A 15,578-nucleotide genomic window follows, 5' to 3' on the forward strand; every position below is an offset into this window, starting at 1 on the left:
CGCGCTCCGTCCCTTTTGTCATTGCGGGGTTACAGCCGCCGAGCAGGGCCCGGCGCCATCTCCCTTAGACCGCGCGGCTGGTGCTCGCGCTGCGGCCACGACCGGCACCGGCGCCGGCGGCACCACCGCCACCACGACGCTGGCCCTGGCCCTGCGCGGCACGCGCCTGGCCCGCACCGTTGCCGCCGCCTTCGCGACGACCGCCACCCGGCTTCTTCGGACCGGCATGCGCGTGACGCGGCGCATCGCCGTGCGGACGACGGGCATGCGAGGTCTTGCGCACGGCACGGTCACCCATATCGCTGTCAGCCTTGCCCGGTGCACTGTTGCCCCAGCGGATCGGCACCTGCAGCTCGAAGCCCGGTACGTCGCGGATATCCATGTCGCGGCCCAGCAGGCGCACGATCTGGCGCAGCAGCTTCACCTCATCCTGGGCGACCAGCGAAATCGCTTCACCGGTGGCGCCATTACGGCCGGTACGGCCGATGCGGTGCACGTAGTCTTCGGCCACCATCGGCAGATCGAAGTTGATCACCTTCGGCAGCTCGTTGATGTCGATACCGCGTGCCGCGATGTCGGTCGCGACCAGCACGGTGACACGGCCGGCCTTGAAGTCCGCCAGTGCGCGCAGGCGCTGGCCCTGGCTCTTGTTGCCGTGGATCGCGGCGGTCTTGATGCCGGACTTGTCCAGGAACGCGGCCAGCTTGTCGCTGCCGTGCTTGGTGCGGGCGAAGACCAGGGTCTGCTCGCGGCTGTCCTGCGCCAGCAGGTGCAGCAGCAGGTCGCGCTTGCGACTGCCGTCGACCGGGTGGACGCGGTGGGTGATCAGCTCGGCGACGGTGTTCTTCGGCGTGACCTGGATCTGCTCCGGGTTGCGCATGAACTCCATGGCCAGCTGCTTGATGCTCTCTTCGAAGGTCGCCGAGAACAGCAGGGTCTGGCGGTTCTGCTTGGGCAGCTTGGCCAGGATGCGCTTGATCGACGGCAGGAAGCCCATGTCGAGCATGCGGTCGGCTTCGTCCAGCACCAGCACTTCAATGCCGGACAGGTCGATGCTGCGACGCTCGATATGGTCGATCAGGCGGCCCGGGCAGGCCACCAGCAGGTCCACGCCACGGCGCAGGATGTCCAGCTGGTTGCCCATGCCGACGCCGCCGTAGATGCAGGCGCTCGGAATGCGCAGGTACTTGCTGTAGCCGCGCAGGCTGTCGTGCACCTGGGTGGCGAGTTCGCGGGTCGGGGTCAGGATCAGCGCGCGCGGCTTGCGCGGGCCGCCGTTGGACACTTCCTGCGAACTGGTGGCCAGGTGCTGCAGCAGCGGCAGGCCGAAGGCGGCGGTCTTGCCGGTGCCGGTCTGTGCGCCGGCCAGCAGGTCACGGCCGGCCAGGGCGAGCGGGATCGCCTGCTCCTGGATCGGGGTCGGGGTTTCATAGCCCTGCTCGGAAAGCGCACGCAGCAGGAAGGGCGCAAGGCCCAGGGATTCAAAGGACATTCGAGAAAGCTCCAAAAACAGAGAACGCCTGACCGAATGGCCAAGCGGGGGCAGATCGATGAGATCGGCTGACTCGGAGCGTTCCCGTGAACCGCGCTGCGAGAATTGGGGGCAACCGGCGCGAAGCACAGGCTGGAATGCGTGACGTACGGCGTCGGAGTTGGGGCGGGCGAGGGGTCTATGACCTGACTCGCCGGCGGTCCCGGAGGGAAACGGACGGCCGTTGCAGACCGGCGAAGTCTACCCGAAGTTTGAGACTTGGCGCAAAGGGGCGTGTTCAGGTTGGGCGTCGAACGGGTGAAACCCCCTCGCGGGTGGCGGGGTATCAGGGTGGAACGCCGCGCGGGTGGGGCTGTGGGGGACCCGGCGCAAGTACGTCCATGTAGCCTTGTTTCCGCCCATCCATGGGCTCCAACAGTCCCCCACAACCCCACCCGCGCGGCGTCCTGACAGATTCCTTGCTCGCCAGCCGCGCATGTAAAGGAAGAAGAGCGGTAGCGCCGAGCCGTGCTCGGCGGCAGGGACGCCTCCGGTCATCCGCGGGACCGGCATACACTCGGGGATGCGGCGGCGCAGCTTTCCGTGGTTGCGGGGCTTTGATTACACTTGAAACTTGTTGTCCACCTCTGCCGGATATCCCCATGAAGCTTGGTTCGTTGAAGGAAGGGGGCCGCGACGGCACCTTGATCGTGGTCTCGCGTGATCTTGCGCACGGGGTGCGTGCCACCGGTATCGCGGCGACGCTGCAGGTGGCGCTGGAAGACTGGGCGCGCGTGGCGCCGCGGCTGGATGCGCTCTATCAGTCGCTCAATGCCGGCGATGCCGATGGCGTGTTCGACATGGACATGCAGGCGCTGGCAGCCCCGCTGCCGCGCGCTTACGAATTCCTGGACGGCAGCGCGTACCTGCCGCACGTGGCGCGGGTGCGCCGTGCGCGCGGTGCCGAGGTGCCGGAGAGCTTCTATACCGATCCGCTCATGTACCAGGCCACCAGTGCCGGTTTCCATGGTCCGCGCGATCCGGTGAAGGTGGTCAGCGAGGACTACGGCATCGACCTGGAGGCGGAGATCGTGGTGATCACCGACGATGTGCCGATGGCGGTCACCCCGAAGCAGGCAGCGGGCCACATTCAGTTGATCGGGTTGGTCAATGACGTGTCGCTGCGCAACCTGATACCGGGCGAGCTGGCGAAGGGGTTCGGGTTCCTGCAGTCCAAGCCGCGTTCCGCGCTGTCGCCGGTGTTCGTCACCCCGGACGAACTGGGCGCTGCCTGGCAGGACAGCACGCTGCACCTGCCGCTGCTGACGCATATCAATGGCGCCTGGTTCGGCGCGCCGGAAGCCGGCGTCGACATGCAGTTCAATTTCGCCCAGCTGGTGGCCCATGCGGCCAAGACCCGCCCGTTGGGTGCGGCAACCATCGTCGGTTCGGGCACCATCGCCAACGAAGACACCAGCAAGGGCGCATCCTGCTTTGCCGAGCAGCGGACGGTGGAAACCCTGCGCGACGGCAAGCCCAGCACGCCGTTCATGTCCTTCGGTGACGTGGTGCGTATTGAAATGCTGGATGCCGCCGGCAACAGTATTTTCGGCGCCATCGAGCAGCGCATCGAACAGGCCTCCGCGCCGTGAATGACGAGGCGGCGCAGTGGCCGGGCGGGCAGGGACGTATCGTCCTGCACACCTATTGGCGCTCCAGTGCCGCCTACCGCGTGCGTATCGGGTTGAACCTGAAGGGTCTGTCGTGGGAGCCGCAGCCGGTCCATCTGGTGCGCGATGGCGGCGAACAGCACCATGACGGTTACCGTGCGCTCAACCCACAGCAACTGGTACCGACGCTGCTGCACCGCGGGCAGGTGCTGACGCAGTCCATGGCCATCCTGGAGTACCTGGATGAGCTGTTCCCGGCCAAGCCGCTGCTGCCGGCAGACCCGGCCGGGCGTGCGCGGGTGCGCGGCTTGGCCCAGCTGGTGTCCTGCGATATCCACCCGCTGAACAACCTGCGGGTGATGCAGTATCTGGAGCGCCAACTGCAGGTGCCGGTCGATGCGCGCACGCAGTGGACCCTGCACTGGATGGCCGAAGGCCTGGCGGCGATGGAGTCCCTGCTGGCGGCCAGCACCGCGAACGGCAGGTTCTGCCACGGCGACCACCCCGGCCTGGCCGACGCCTGCCTGATTCCGCAGCTCTACAACGCCCATCGCTTCGGCCTGGAGCTGACCCCTTATCCGACCTTGCGGCGGATCGAGGCGGCGTGCCTGGACCTGGAGGCGTTCGACGCTGCGCGGCCAGAGAATCAGCCCGACGCCGCGTGAAAAAAAAAGGGGACGGAGGGGATTAAGTCGTTTTCGGCTCCATGGCCGAAAACGACTTAATCCCCTCCGTCCCCTTTTTCAGAAGCCGTGGGTGATGCTGGGTTGGCCTTCGGAGAAGTCGGCGTAGGGGTCGTGTTCGCCGTCGCTGCCTTCGGACAGGCGGAACTTCAAGGCCAGGCCGTCGCGGGAGTCGGCGGCGCGCAGTGCTTCCTCGATCTCGATGGTGCCGTCCTTCGCCATGCGGAACAGGCACTGGTCGAAGCTTTCCATGCCTTCTTCCAGCGACGCTTCCATCGCGGCCTTGATCTCGTGCACCTGGCCGCGGCGCAGCAGGTCTCGGATCATCGGCGTGTTGATCAGGACCTCGGTAGCGGGCAGGCGGCGGCCGTCCTTGCCCTTCACCAGGCGTTGGCTGATGACGCCGCGCAGGTTCAGCGACAGGTTCATCAGCACGTTGCGGTGGGCGCTTTCCGGGAAGAAGTTCAGGATGCGCTCGATCGTCTGGTCGGCATTGTTGGAGTGCAGGGTGGCCAGGCACAGGTGGCCGGTCTCGGCGAAGGCAATGGCCGCCTCCATCGTTTCCGAATCCAGGATTTCGCCGATCAGGATCACGTCGGGTGCTTCACGCATGGCGTTCTTCAAGGCGCTGTTGAAGGCATGCGTGTCCAGCCCCACCTCGCGCTGGTTGACGATCGACATCTTGTGCTTGTGCAGGTACTCGATCGGGTCCTCGATGGTGAGGATGTGCCCGGTGGTCGTGCTGTTGCGGTGGTCGATCATCGAGGCCAGCGAGGTGGACTTGCCCGACCCGGTGGACCCCACCACCAGGACCAGGCCGCGCGGGGTCATGATGACGTCCTTCAGCACCTGCGGCAGGTTCAGCTCTTCGATGCTGGGTATCCGGCTACGGATGGCGCGGATGACCATGCCGACTTCGCCGCGCTGCTTGAACACGTTCACGCGGAAGCGCCCGGTGTCCGCCAGGGCAATCGCCATGTTGAGTTCCAGCTCGCGTTCGAACTGAGGCACCTGGCCTTCGTCCATCAGCGAGTAGGCGATTTTCTTTACCATGCCGGGCGGCAGGCCGGTGTTGCCGAGCGGGTACAGCTTGCCCTCGATCTTGATGTAGACCGGCGCACCGGTAGTCAAGAACATGTCCGAAGCATTCTTTTCGGTCATCAGCTTCAGGAAGTAGCCGATATCCATACGCGTTTTTCCCCAAAAACGAGTCGCCGACGGCCTAAGTTGCAAGCATGCCGTCGGCTTGACGACAATGGCCGTGCACAATCATCGGCACGGCCTCCCCAAATGAATCGACGTAGCTTCGCACAAATGCGCCACGCCCTGTATGTGACGGCGTTGGCATTCGCACTCTCTGCCCCGGCCATTGCGCTGGCTCAGGACGGCGCGCTGGAACTGGCGCAGGCACGGCAAGCGGTGGAAAAGGCCACCCAGGCTGACGCCGACCAATACGCCCCCGATCTGATCAACCTGGCGAGACAGGGCCTGGAGCAGGCCCAACGTGCGGCAGGCGACCGTCGGGAGCGCAAGAACGCGCCCGCCATGGCCCTGCGTGTGGCCGCGGATGCCGACCTGGCCCGCGTCCGCAGCGAGGAAGCCACCGCCACCGCGCAGCTGCAGTTGCGCCGCAATGAAGTCACCCAGCTGCAACGCCAGCTGGAAACCGGGGATGACCGCTGATGCGCGCACGTTCGATGTACTTGGCTGCGGGGCTGTTGGCCCTGCCCCTGTCGGCCGTTGCTGCCGACGATCCGGCGGTACTGCAGCTCAACCAGCGCCTGATGGCGATCTCGGCCAATCCGGACACGGCCAATCTGGGCGCGTTCGAGCGCATGCAGGCGCAACAGGCGATCAGCACCCTCGATACCGCCAAGCGCCGCGACCAGGAGCTTGCCCGGTATCTGGCCGAGCGGCGGGTAGAGATCGCCGAGACTTCGGTGCGTGCGGCCTTGGCCCAGCGCGAAGTGGATCGGCTGGAACGCACCCGCAGCGACATGCTGATCGAAGCGAGCCGCCGGGAAGCGGCACGTGCGCGGCAGGAAGCCGAGCGTCTGCGCGTGCAGGCGCAGATCCAAGCGGAGGAGGCCGAACGGCTGCGACTCGCTGCTGAGAGTGAGGTGCTGGCCCGGCAGGATGCGGAGAACGCGCTGACCAGCGTGGCCGGCAAGCAGCAGCAGCGCCTCAGCGCGGCGCAGCAGAACGCGGCCAAGCTGGCACGCGAGGAAGCGGAGCTGGTGTCCGGCCAGAAGCTGCCGGGCAGCAAGTTCGACAGCCGGGGTGAGATCTTCACGCTGACCGGCGACGCATTTGCCAGCGGTCAGGCCAGTCTGTCCAACGGGGCGAAGAACCAAGCCAAGGCACTCGCCGAGTACCTGAACATCGGCAAGAAGGGCCGCGTGCGCATCGAGGCCTACGACAGTGCCAACGGCGTTGGTCAGCGACGTGCCGACGCGGTGCGCGACGCACTGGTTGCCGCAGGCGTCGCCGGCAATCGCATCCAGTCCGTCGGCAAGAAGGCTGCATCCACGCGAGCGCGTTCCGTCGAGGTGATTGTTTCACCTTAAAGTATTGTTTTCGTTAATAAATGCGAGCGGGTTCACTACATCCTGAACCGCTCGTCGCCCCGACCCGGCTATTTGTCGCGAGGGGCTTGAAGGCCCCCTTCGGCAAGCGTAGGGTCAATTGTCCGGGACGCATTCGGCGGACCGGACAGAAAGGAGGGCCGGGCCGATGCAATCGTGGCACGAACCAGCGCAGGCAGACTTCCACGGGCCAGTGTGGAACGCCTTGCAGGACGTGGCCTTGCACGCGCCCGCCTTCCTTCCCTCAATCGACGCCCTGTGCCGAAAGGCCGGGGCGTTCGTGTTCCAGCTGAAGGAGGTACATCATGTTTGAAGATCAGTCCCAGAGCGAGATCGAAGCCCGCCGCGCGCGCGATCCGGAGTTCCGGACCCTGCATGACGAACACCGGAAGTTGAATCGCCAATGCATGGATGCCGAGCTCGGCGTTATGGCAGTCAGTGATATCACCCTGGGCCGGATGAAGCGGGAAAAGCTGCTGGCCAAGCAACGTCTGCAGCGCATGCTGGAGACCCCCGTGCAATCACAGACCTCCCCCGCGCATTGAGTTGACCCACAGCAAGCAGGCAGGCCACGGGCCCGCCATGTAAGAACATCGCCGTTCCCTGTCGCGGGCGGCCTGGGCCTCCTCGTCGGCCCATGTCGTCCGCGTCACTTGGGGCTTGGTGCATTCCCCCTGACATTCGCGGTCAACCAGCGGATAATCCAGTATCCGGCCCTGCGCGGCGCGAACTGAAGTCCCCCGAATGCCCATCCATGCTTCCGTCCTCGATCTCATCGGCCATACCCCCATCGTCAAGGCCCAGCGTCTGGATACCGGTGTCTGCGAGCTGTTCCTGAAGCTCGAAAGCGCCAACCCGGGCGGCTCGATCAAGGACCGCATCGGCCTGTCGATGATCGAGGCGGCTGAACAGCGCGGTGACCTGAAGCCGGGCGCGACGCTGGTGGAGGGCACGGCGGGCAATACCGGTCTGGGCTTGGCGCTGGTGGCGCAGCAGAAGGGCTACAAGCTGGTGCTGGTGGTGCCGGACAAGATGAGCCGGGAAAAGATCTTCAACCTGAAGGCCATGGGCGCTGAAGTGCGCCTGACCCGTTCGGACGTGGCCAAGGGCCATCCGGAGTACTACCAGGACCTGGCCAAGACCATCGCTGACCAGATTCCGGGCGCGTACTTCATCAATCAGTTCGGCAATCCCGACAACCCGGCGGCCCATGAGTTCGGTACCGGCCCGGAAATCCTCGAGCAGATGGACGGCGACCTGGACGCGATCGTGTTCGGCTGTGGCAGCTCGGGCACCATGACCGGTCTGTCGCGCGCGTTTTCCACGCTGTCGCCGAAGACCGAGCTGGTGCTCGCCGACCCGGTCGGCTCGATCCTGGCGGAATACATCAATGATGGCGTGCTCAACGACAAGTCCGGCAGCTGGCTTGTCGAAGGTATCGGCGAGGACTTCCTGCCGTCGATCGCTGATTTCAGCCGCGTCACCAAGGCCTATGCCATCACCGATGCGGAAAGCTTCCACACCGCACGCGAGCTGCTGGGCAAGGAGGGCATCCTGGGCGGCTCGTCCACCGGCACTCTGCTGGCGGCAGCGCTGAAGTACTGCCAGGAGCAGACCACGCCGAAGCGGGTTCTCGTGCTGGTCTGCGACACCGGCAACAAATATCTGTCGAAGATGTACAACGACTATTGGATGCTGGACAACGGCTTCCTCGAGCGCCCGCAGCATGGCGACCTGCGCGACCTGATCCTGCGCCCGTATGGCCAGCGCGATACCGTAGTGATCGGTCCGAATGATCTGCTGACCACCGCCTACCAGCGCATGAAGTTGTATGACGTGTCGCAGCTGCCGGTCGTCGACGGTGACACGCTGGTGGGCATCGTCGATGAAAGTGATGTCCTGCTGCATGTGTACGGTGACGAAGCGCGCTTCCGCGATACCGTTTCCACCGCGATGGTCAGCAAGCTGGACCGGCTGGATGTGAAGTCGCCTATCGAGGCCCTGCTGCCGGTATTCGACCGCGGCCAGGTGGCGATCATCATGGACGGTGACAGCTTCCTTGGCCTGATCACCCGCATCGATCTGCTGAATTACCTGCGCCGTCGCGTTCAGTAACGCGACGTTTGCTGGAATTGGCCTCTGAATCCGCGTTTATCCGTGTCAATGGGCGTTAAGCCCACGCTGGTAGACTCCCGACCCCTTGATGGCGACCGTGTTGGGCGCCCTGCAGGAATCAACTTAATGTCCGATTCGTCCAAGCCCGCCCACGCGCGTGCGTTGTCACTGGCCACGCTGGCCATCCATGGCGGCCAGTCGCCGGACCCCAGCACGGGCGCGGTGATGCCGCCGATCTATGCGACGTCCACCTATGCGCAGAGCAGCCCCGGCGAGCACCAGGGTTTCGAGTACTCGCGCACCCACAACCCGACGCGCTTTGCGTACGAGCGGTGCGTAGCCTCGCTGGAAGGCGGCTCGCGTGGTTTCGCGTTTGCGTCGGGCATGGCGGCCACGTCCACGGTGATGGAACTGCTGGATGCCAACAGCCATGTCGTGGCGATGGATGACATCTATGGCGGCACGTTCCGCCTGTTCGAACGCGTGCGTCGTCGCACCGCCGGGCTGGATTTCAGCTTCGTCGACCTGACCGACGTGGCGGCCTTCGAGGCAGCGATCACGCCGGCCACGAAGATGGTGTGGATCGAAACCCCCACCAACCCGATGCTGAAGATCGTCGACATCGCGGCGGTTGCCGCCGTGGCGAAAAAGCACGGGCTGATCGTGGTGGTCGACAACACCTTCGCCTCGCCGATGCTGCAGCGCCCGCTGGAACTCGGCGCGGACCTGGTGCTGCACTCGGCCACCAAGTACCTCAATGGCCATTCGGACATGGTGGGCGGCATGGTGGTGGTCGGTGACAACACCGAGCTGGCCGAGCAGATGGCCTTCCTGCAGAACTCCATTGGAGCGGTGCAGGGGCCGTTCGACAGCTTCCTGGCCCTGCGTGGCCTGAAGACCCTGCCGCTGCGTATGAAGGCGCATTGCGCAAACGCGATGGCTCTGGCGCAGTGGCTGGAAACCCAGCCGGCGGTGGAGAAAGTGATCTATCCGGGGCTGAAGAGTCATCCGCAGCACGAACTGGCTACTGCACAGATGAACGGTTACGGCGGCATCGTATCGATCGTGCTGAAGGGCGGGTTCGACGCGGCGAAGCGGTTCTGCGAGCGCACCGAGCTGTTTACGCTGGCCGAGTCGCTGGGGGGTGTGGAGAGTTTGGTGAACCATCCTGCGGTGATGACGCATGCCTCGATTCCGGTTGAACGGCGGGAAACGCTGGGAATCAGTGCGGGGCTGGTGCGGCTGAGTGTTGGTGTTGAGGATCTGGGGGATCTGATGGTAGATCTGGAGCAGGCGCTGACGCAGAAGGTTGGTTGATGGGGATTTTCTCTGTATTCGGCAAGCACCGCTTGCTGACCTTTGAACTGAGCCAGCGTGAAGTCCTGGGCCGCTACCGCGGCGCCAGCTTTGGCCTGCTGTGGTCGCTGATCAGCCCCTTCCTGATGTTGCTGGTCTATACCTTGGCATTCGGCTTCGTCATGAAAGGGCGTTGGCCGGGTTCCAGCGGCTCGACCACCGATTTCGCGTTGATTCTGTTCGCGGGTCTGACGGTGCACGGTTTCTTCGCGGAGTGCTTCACCCGCGCGCCGCAGCTGATCATTTCCAATACCGGCTATGTGAAGCGGGTGGTGTTCCCGTTGGACATCCTCGTCTGGAGCATGACTTTCTCGGCGTTGTTCCACCTGCTGATGAACATGGTGGTGCTGCTCCTGCTGCACCTTTTCATCAAGGGCAGTGTCCCAGCCACTGCGGCACTGCTTCCGCTGGTGGTGATGCCGCTGGTGATCCTGACGGTCGGCGTCGGCTGGATCGTCTCGTCGTTGGGTGTGTACCTGCGTGACATCGGCCAGATTGCCGGCGTGATAGCAGCAGCCATGCTGTTCCTGTCATCCGCCATCGTGCCGGTCGAATCCGTGCCTGAGAGTTACCGCATCGTGTTCGAACTCAACCCGCTGACATTCATCATCGATCAGGTTCGCGAGGTAGTGATCTGGGGCCGGATGCCCAATTGGGCTGGACTCGGCATCTACTCTGTCATTGCGTGCGTTGTCGCCCTGCTGGGCCATCGTCTGTTCAACAAACTGCGGGTGGGTTTTGCCGATGTCCTCTGAGCAAATCGACACCGACGTCGTCATAGACGTGGAGGGCGTTGGCAAGTCGTATCATATGTACGAACGTCCTTCGCATCGCCTGCTGCAAGCCTTGGCCGGCAAGCGTAAATCCTATTACAAGGATTTCTGGGCGTTACGCGGGGTCAGCTTCTCGATTCGTCGGGGGCAGACCGTGGGCATCGTCGGCCGCAACGGCTCGGGCAAGTCCACGTTGCTGCAGATGATCGCTGGAACCCTCAATCCGACCGAAGGCCACATTACGGTCAAGGGCCGTGTGGCCGCACTGCTGGAGCTTGGCAGTGGCTTCAACCCGGAGTTCACCGGGCGTGAAAATGTGTACCTCAACGCCACGATCCTGGGCCTGACCCGGTCCCAGATCGAAGCGCGCATGGACAGCATCCTTGCTTTCGCCGACATCGGCGAATTCATTGACCAGCCCGTGCGCAGCTACTCCAGCGGCATGTCGGTGCGCCTGGCGTTCGCGGTGATCGCCCACGTCGATGCCGATATCCTGATCATCGATGAAGCCCTCGCCGTCGGCGATGCCTTTTTCTCGCAGAAGTGCATGCGTTTCCTGCGCGAGTTCCAGAAGAACGGCACGCTCCTGTTCGTCAGCCATGACGCGGCGGCGGTCACCAACCTCTGCGAGTGCGCGATATGGCTGCAGAATGGCCAGATGCGCCTGTCCGGTACGTCGCAGGAAGTGATCGAGGCGTACATGACCGAACAACACGTCGTCGGCCGCCGCGAAGCCGGTGCCGAGGACGTGAAGATCGAAAAGAAGGTGCGCAGGCTGGCAGTGGACCTTCCTGATTTCCGCCATGACGCGCTGCGCGAAGCGGGCGTCAGCAACCGGATCGCACTTTTCGAATTCGACCCGGAGAACGTGGGGCAGGAATTCGGTGCGCAGGGGGCGCGCATCGTCGATGTATCGCTCACCGACGAGCAGGGCGCCCCGCTGGGGATGGCCGAGGGCGGCGAGCTGGTGCGCCTGCGCATCCGGGTTGAGCTCGTGCAGTCGCTGGACAGCGTCATCGTCGGTTTCTACGTAAAGGACCGGCTCGGCCAACGGCTGTTCGGGGACAACAGCTATTTCGCCTGCAAGGGCGCGCCGGTGGGCGGGCGCGCCGGCGAGTCGGTCGTTGCATCTTTCCTCTTCCGCATGCCGGTAATGCCCTCCGGCTCTTACATGATCGATGCAGCGGTGGCTTCCGGCGACCAGCACGACCATACCCAACAGCACTGGATTCATGACGCGCTGGAGTTCCGCGCGATCGACGAGACCATGCGTTTCGGCCTCGTGGGGCTTCCCATGCTTGCCATCGATGTCAAAAAGGAACCCTGATGATCGAGTTCACCGGCGAACGATTCGTCCCTACAGAACATGGTGTCATCCGCCAGGAGCACCTGCACCGGTATGCCTGGTGCCTGCCACTGGTGGAAGGGAAGGACGTGCTGGATGTGGCCAGTGGCGAGGGCTACGGCAGCGCCATGCTTGCCAGCCGCGCACGGTCGGTGCGCGGCGTCGATATCTCGCATGATGCGGTTGCCCATGCCAGCGAGCGCTATGCCGACGTAGCGAACCTCGAATACCTGCAGGGGTCTGCAGCCGCTATTCCGCTTCCCAATGACAGCGTTGATGTGGTGGTGTCGTTCGAGACGATCGAACACCTTTACGAGCAGGAAGAAATGATGTCCGAGATCCGCCGCGTTCTGCGGCCGGATGGCGTGATGGTCATGTCCTCGCCCAACAAGGAGGTCTATTCCGATCGTGCGGGTTACCACAACGAGTACCACGTAAAGGAACTCTATCTGGAGGAGTTCCATTCACTGGTCGGGCGGCATTTCCCGGCACTGCGCATGTGCGGCCACCGAATGTCGGTCTGTTCCACGATCACTGAACTGGAGGCGGGCCCGCCGCAGGCCGTCTACCAGGCGCTCACCGATACCGGGGAAGGGATCCAGGAGCGCACTGCGCAGATTCCCGATGCCGTCTATTTCGTGGTGGTGGCTGCGGCCGATGCTTCGCTGCTGCCGCAGCTGGCGGCGTCGGTGCTGTATGCCGAAGAGGAAGACCTCTATGCGCACCATCATGAAGTCGCACGCTGGGCCCAGGCCCAGAATGCCGAGATCGACTCGTTACGTGGCCATGTCGTGCGCGAACAGGGCATGGTGGCTGAACTGCATCACCAGCTGGAGCAGGCTGGATTGGCCGCTACCGAGCGGCTGCAACAGCAGGAGCGCGAGCAGCATGACGTCGTAACGCGGTTGCAGCAGCAGGAGCATGAGCAACGCGCCGCTGTCGCACGACTGCAGCACCAGGAGCAGGAGCAGCAGGCTGTCATCGCAGGACTGCAGCAGCATGAGCGGGAGCAGCAGGCCGTCATCGCAGGACTGCAGCAGCATGAGCGGGAGCAGCGGGCCGTCATCGCAGGACTACAACAGCGGCTGGACAATGAGAAGGCGCGGGCCGCACGCCTGGAGTCGGCCATGGCTGAAGTCTGGGACGTTCGCAACCATCTGCAGGCACAGATGACGGCTGTTTCCGGCCTGACCAATGCGGCGCGTGCTGAACTGCGGCAACGCTACAATCACATCGATCAGCTGCTCCAGCAGTCAGGCGTCAACCTCGCGGGGCGGCGCCAGGTCGATGAAAGTGGTGGTACAGATGTGTCGAGTCTGCTGTCGTCGTATCGCGAGGAGCTGCAGGCACTCCAGGATCTCACCGGTTCGCTGCTCAGCTCGCGTTCCTGGCGTATCACCAAGCCCCTGCGCTTCAGCGGGCGCGTGCTGCGCGGCGAGTGGGGCATGGTGCTGCAATCATTGCGTGAATCCGGATTGGCGCAGCATCCGTTGCTGAAGCCGCTGGTGCCGATGGCAAAGCGCATGCTTCTCAAGCAAAGCGAAACTGGCCCCACACCGATTGAAGGGCTGTTGCTGGAGGATATCAAGCATGACCCTCAGGACGTCCTGGAGAGCATAAGCTTCGCCGATGTGGCCGATCCGCTGGTCAGCATCGTCATACCGACCTACGGCAATTTTGAGCAGAGTCTTGCCTGCGTGGCATCCATTGCCAAGGCTGGCGCGCGCGTGTCGTTCGAAGTCCTTGTGCTGGAGGACGCGTCGGGCGATACGCGGATCGCCGGACTGGGGACAATCCCGGGGCTGCGCTATCACGCCAACCCAAAGAACCTCGGCTTCCTGCGGTCCTGCAATCAGGCATTGACGTTGGCCAAGGGGCGCTACGTCTATTTTCTCAATAATGACACCGAAGTCCTTCCGGGCTGGCTCGATTCTCTCGTCGATGTGTTCCAGTCGCACCCTGATGCCGGCCTTGTCGGCTCGAAGCTGGTCTACCCCGATGGCCGGTTGCAGGAAGCGGGGGGCATCGTGTGGGCCGATGGCAGTGCCTGGAACTTCGGGCGCCTCGAGGATCCCTCGCGCCCGGCGTACAGCTACCTCAAGGAAGCCGACTATGTGTCCGGTGCATCGATAATGCTGCCACTGGATCTGTTCCGCGAACTTGGTGGTTTCGATGAGCATTTCGCGCCTGCGTACTACGAAGACACCGACATTGCATTCCGTGTGCGTGCACACGGCCTGAAGGTTTACATGCAGCCGGACTCGGTGGTGGTGCATTACGAGGGCGTCTCCAGCGGCACCGACGAGGCCAGCGGTGTCAAGGCTTGGCAGGCGATCAACCGCGACAAGTTCCTTGAGCGCTGGGGTCCGACGCTGCAGGAGACGCAGTTCCCGAATGCCGAGAACGTCTTCCTTGCCCGTGATCGTTCGCGCACCAAGCGACATGTATTGGTGGTCGATCATTACATTCCGCAGCCGGACCGCGATGCCGGATCACGCGCGACCTGCCAGGTGCTGCACACACTGGTGCAGGAAGGATGCCAGGTCACTTTCTGGCCAGCGAACGCTTACCACGATGCCGAGTACGCCTTGCCGTTGCAGCGTTTGGGTATCGAAGTAATGCATGGTGCCGAGTGTGTGGGCGTGGCCGGGTTCGATGCCTGGATGGAGGCCAATGGGCACTATCTGGATGTAGTGATCCTCAACCGTCCGCACATTTCCATTGAACTGGTGGAGAGTGTCCGGCGGCGCAGCACGGCCACGTTGGTTTACTACGGGCACGACATCCATCACCTGCGCATGCAGCAGCACCTGCGGTTGAAACCCGACGAGGAACTGGAACGGGAAACCGAGCGCTATCGCGGTTTCGAGCATGCACTCTGGCAGCAGGCCGACGTCGTTCTTTATCCGTCGGATGATGAAACACGTCACGTGCGCCAATGGCTGGCCGAGCAGGCGCCGGCTTCGACCAGCCGTGCTGAAACCATTCCTCTGTATGCCTTTGAACATTCCGGTGTGGTGCCATCACCGCAGGGCCGGCAGGACGTCCTGCTGGTAGCCGGCTTTGCACATGCGCCCAATGTCGATGCCGCGCTGTGGTTCGTCAACGACGTCCTGCCGTTGGTCGTGCGCGAGATTCCGGCAGTGAGAGTAAGCCTGGTGGGTTCCAATCCACGCCCTGAAGTGCAGGCGTTGGCCTCCGAGCAGATCGAGGTCACCGGCTATGTCAGTGATGCCCGTCTGGAAACTTTCTATGCCAACGCGCGCGTGGCCGTTGCTCCGCTCCGATTCGGCGGTGGCGTGAAAGGCAAAGTGTTGGAGGCATTGCGCCATGGCGTGCCCTGCGTAACCACGTCGGTGGGCATGCAGGGCCTCGCCGGCGCCGGGGCCTTCATGCCGGTCGCGGACGAGCCGGCGGCGATGGCCGCACATATCGTCGCGCTGCTGCGCGATGACGGACTCTGGCAGCGGGTTTCGACAGCGGAACAGGCATTCATCGAGAAGGAATACTCGCGTGAGGCGTTGTGGCGGGTGCTGTCATCATCGATGCAACGCGACGGGCTGGCAGAGTGAGGCCTTCG

The 15,578-nt window shown here is 63.8% G+C and carries 12 protein-coding genes; 10 read left to right on the plus strand and 2 right to left on the minus strand.

Annotated elements, in window-relative coordinates; genetic code table 11:
* Nucleotides 1–64 precede the first annotated feature (64 nt).
* Nucleotides 65–1,492, minus strand: a complete 1,428-nt coding sequence (locus IFT58_RS16795; RefSeq protein ID WP_192096243.1) for a DEAD/DEAH box helicase — start codon at nucleotides 1,490–1,492, stop codon at nucleotides 65–67.
* A gap of 641 nt (nucleotides 1,493–2,133) precedes the next feature.
* Between IFT58_RS16795 and IFT58_RS16800 the strand changes: the two genes are divergently transcribed.
* Both IFT58_RS16800 and maiA read left to right on the plus strand, forming a co-directional pair.
* Nucleotides 2,134–3,123 carry a fumarylacetoacetate hydrolase family protein gene (locus tag IFT58_RS16800; protein ID WP_192096248.1) on the plus strand — a complete coding sequence of 330 codons (990 nt, stop codon included), beginning with the start codon at nucleotides 2,134–2,136 and terminating at the stop codon, nucleotides 3,121–3,123.
* Nucleotides 3,120–3,806 (plus strand): maleylacetoacetate isomerase, encoded by a 687-nt coding sequence (maiA, locus tag IFT58_RS16805; protein WP_342029581.1) that lies wholly within the window; start codon nucleotides 3,120–3,122, stop codon nucleotides 3,804–3,806. The genes IFT58_RS16800 and maiA overlap by 4 nt, the downstream gene beginning before the upstream one ends.
* Nucleotides 3,807–3,884: 78 nt before the next feature.
* On the opposite strand, the gene IFT58_RS16810 is transcribed toward maiA, so the two are convergent.
* On the minus strand, nucleotides 3,885–5,012 hold the full coding sequence (locus tag IFT58_RS16810; RefSeq protein WP_188325975.1) for a PilT/PilU family type 4a pilus ATPase: 1,128 nt from the start codon (nucleotides 5,010–5,012) through the stop codon (nucleotides 3,885–3,887).
* Nucleotides 5,013–5,138: 126 nt separating this feature from the next.
* Between IFT58_RS16810 and IFT58_RS16815 the strand changes: the two genes are divergently transcribed.
* The 8 genes from IFT58_RS16815 to IFT58_RS16850 all read left to right on the plus strand — a co-directional run bounded on the left by IFT58_RS16815 (nucleotide 5,139) and on the right by IFT58_RS16850 (nucleotide 15,570).
* Nucleotides 5,139–5,507, plus strand: a complete 369-nt coding sequence (locus IFT58_RS16815) for a DUF4398 domain-containing protein (RefSeq protein ID WP_192081121.1) — start codon at nucleotides 5,139–5,141, stop codon at nucleotides 5,505–5,507.
* Entirely contained in the window at nucleotides 5,507–6,391 is an 885-nt protein-coding gene (locus tag IFT58_RS16820; protein WP_192096250.1) for an OmpA family protein, read from the plus strand. The genes IFT58_RS16815 and IFT58_RS16820 overlap by 1 nt, the downstream gene beginning before the upstream one ends.
* A gap of 323 nt (nucleotides 6,392–6,714) precedes the next feature.
* The gene (locus tag IFT58_RS16825; protein ID WP_188325978.1) at nucleotides 6,715–6,954 is read left to right on the plus strand and encodes a YdcH family protein; all 240 of its coding nucleotides are present in this window, start codon (nucleotides 6,715–6,717) and stop codon (nucleotides 6,952–6,954) included.
* Between the two features lie 199 nt (nucleotides 6,955–7,153).
* Nucleotides 7,154–8,524 (plus strand): pyridoxal-phosphate dependent enzyme, encoded by a 1,371-nt coding sequence (locus tag IFT58_RS16830; protein WP_188325979.1) that lies wholly within the window; start codon nucleotides 7,154–7,156, stop codon nucleotides 8,522–8,524.
* A 126-nt stretch (nucleotides 8,525–8,650) separates the two neighbouring features.
* Nucleotides 8,651–9,841, plus strand: a complete 1,191-nt coding sequence (locus tag IFT58_RS16835) for a cystathionine gamma-synthase (protein WP_192081123.1) — start codon at nucleotides 8,651–8,653, stop codon at nucleotides 9,839–9,841.
* Nucleotides 9,841–10,635, plus strand: a complete 795-nt coding sequence (locus IFT58_RS16840; RefSeq protein WP_192081124.1) for an ABC transporter permease — start codon at nucleotides 9,841–9,843, stop codon at nucleotides 10,633–10,635. The genes IFT58_RS16835 and IFT58_RS16840 overlap by 1 nt, the downstream gene beginning before the upstream one ends.
* Nucleotides 10,625–11,980 (plus strand): ABC transporter ATP-binding protein, encoded by a 1,356-nt coding sequence (locus IFT58_RS16845; RefSeq protein ID WP_192081344.1) that lies wholly within the window; start codon nucleotides 10,625–10,627, stop codon nucleotides 11,978–11,980. Before IFT58_RS16840 ends, IFT58_RS16845 begins: the two co-directional genes overlap by 11 nt.
* A complete protein-coding gene (locus IFT58_RS16850) occupies nucleotides 11,980–15,570 on the plus strand; it encodes a glycosyltransferase (RefSeq protein WP_192096252.1) in 3,591 nt (1,196 codons plus the stop codon). The genes IFT58_RS16845 and IFT58_RS16850 overlap by 1 nt, the downstream gene beginning before the upstream one ends.
* The last annotated feature ends 8 nt before the right edge of the window (nucleotides 15,571–15,578 follow it).

The organism is Stenotrophomonas sp. CFBP 13718 (genome assembly GCF_014842145.1).
GTDB lineage: Bacteria > Pseudomonadota > Gammaproteobacteria > Xanthomonadales > Xanthomonadaceae > Stenotrophomonas.

Excerpts from the sequence above, each read along its gene's own strand:
- IFT58_RS16825 (WP_188325978.1), top strand. The coding sequence starts at position 6,715 with ATGTTTGAAGATCAGTCCCAGAGCGAGATCGAAGCCCGCCGCGCGCGC.
- IFT58_RS16845 (WP_192081344.1), top strand. The coding sequence starts at position 10,625 with ATGTCCTCTGAGCAAATCGACACCGACGTCGTCATAGACGTGGAGGGC.
- IFT58_RS16810 (WP_188325975.1), bottom strand. The coding sequence starts at position 5,012 with ATGGATATCGGCTACTTCCTGAAGCTGATGACCGAAAAGAATGCTTCG.
- IFT58_RS16830 (WP_188325979.1), top strand. The coding sequence starts at position 7,154 with ATGCCCATCCATGCTTCCGTCCTCGATCTCATCGGCCATACCCCCATC.
- IFT58_RS16850 (WP_192096252.1), top strand. The coding sequence starts at position 11,980 with ATGATCGAGTTCACCGGCGAACGATTCGTCCCTACAGAACATGGTGTC.
- IFT58_RS16815 (WP_192081121.1), top strand. The coding sequence starts at position 5,139 with ATGCGCCACGCCCTGTATGTGACGGCGTTGGCATTCGCACTCTCTGCC.
- IFT58_RS16820 (WP_192096250.1), top strand. The coding sequence starts at position 5,507 with ATGCGCGCACGTTCGATGTACTTGGCTGCGGGGCTGTTGGCCCTGCCC.
- IFT58_RS16795 (WP_192096243.1), bottom strand. The coding sequence starts at position 1,492 with ATGTCCTTTGAATCCCTGGGCCTTGCGCCCTTCCTGCTGCGTGCGCTT.
- IFT58_RS16835 (WP_192081123.1), top strand. The coding sequence starts at position 8,651 with ATGTCCGATTCGTCCAAGCCCGCCCACGCGCGTGCGTTGTCACTGGCC.
- IFT58_RS16800 (WP_192096248.1), top strand. The coding sequence starts at position 2,134 with ATGAAGCTTGGTTCGTTGAAGGAAGGGGGCCGCGACGGCACCTTGATC.
- IFT58_RS16840 (WP_192081124.1), top strand. The coding sequence starts at position 9,841 with ATGGGGATTTTCTCTGTATTCGGCAAGCACCGCTTGCTGACCTTTGAA.